This is a genomic window from Roseibium sp. RKSG952 (genome assembly GCF_009711355.1).
On record NZ_SMMF01000441.1, the window covers coordinates 338 to 1,009 of the forward strand.

The 672-nt window shown below is 62.6% G+C and carries 1 protein-coding gene; it reads left to right on the plus strand.

The genetic code is table 11. The annotated features are described in order from the left end of the window. Positions 1–139: 139 nt before the first annotated feature. A partial coding sequence (locus E1297_RS01450) for a DUF4116 domain-containing protein (RefSeq protein ID WP_196223112.1) occupies positions 140–672 on the plus strand: 533 nt, incomplete at its 3' end.

Sequence of the window (672 nt, forward strand, 5' to 3'; positions counted from 1 at the left end):
AAAGCCGGCAGGGCGTTGAAATATGTGCCGCAAGACCTCCGGACGCGGGAGATGTGCCTTGAGGCTCTCCAGACGCGAGAGATCTGCCTCGAGGCGAAGTGGCGTTGCAAGGGTGCCGGAAGACCTCCGGACGCCTGAGATGTGCCGCGAAGCGGTGGAGCAAGACGGCTGTGCGTTGCAAGATGTGCCGGAAGCCCTCTGGACGCCTGAGATGTGCCTCGAAGCGGTGAGGCAAAACCTGGCGTTATACTGTATCCCGGAAGCCCTCCAGACGCCTGAGATGTGCCTCGAAGCGGTGAGGCAAAACCTGCCTCGAAGCGGTGAGGCAAAACGGCGGGCTGGCACATGTGCCGGACGCCCTCCGGACGGAGGAGATGTGCCTCGAAGCGGTGAGATGTGCCTCGAAGCGGTGAGGCAAAACCTGGCGTTGGAATATGTGCCGGAGGCCCTCCGGACGGAGGAGATCCGCCTCGAAGCAGTGAAGCAAGACGGCTGGGCGTTGGAATTTGTTCCGGAAGACCTCCGGACGGAGGAGGCGTGCCTCGAGGCGGTGAGGCAGAACGGCAGGGCGCTACAATTTGTTCCGGAAGACCTCCGGACGGAGGAGATGCGCCTCGAGGCAGCAGAGCAGCCTAAATGGGCGGCAGCGAACAACCTCGACGTGCTGAAGCA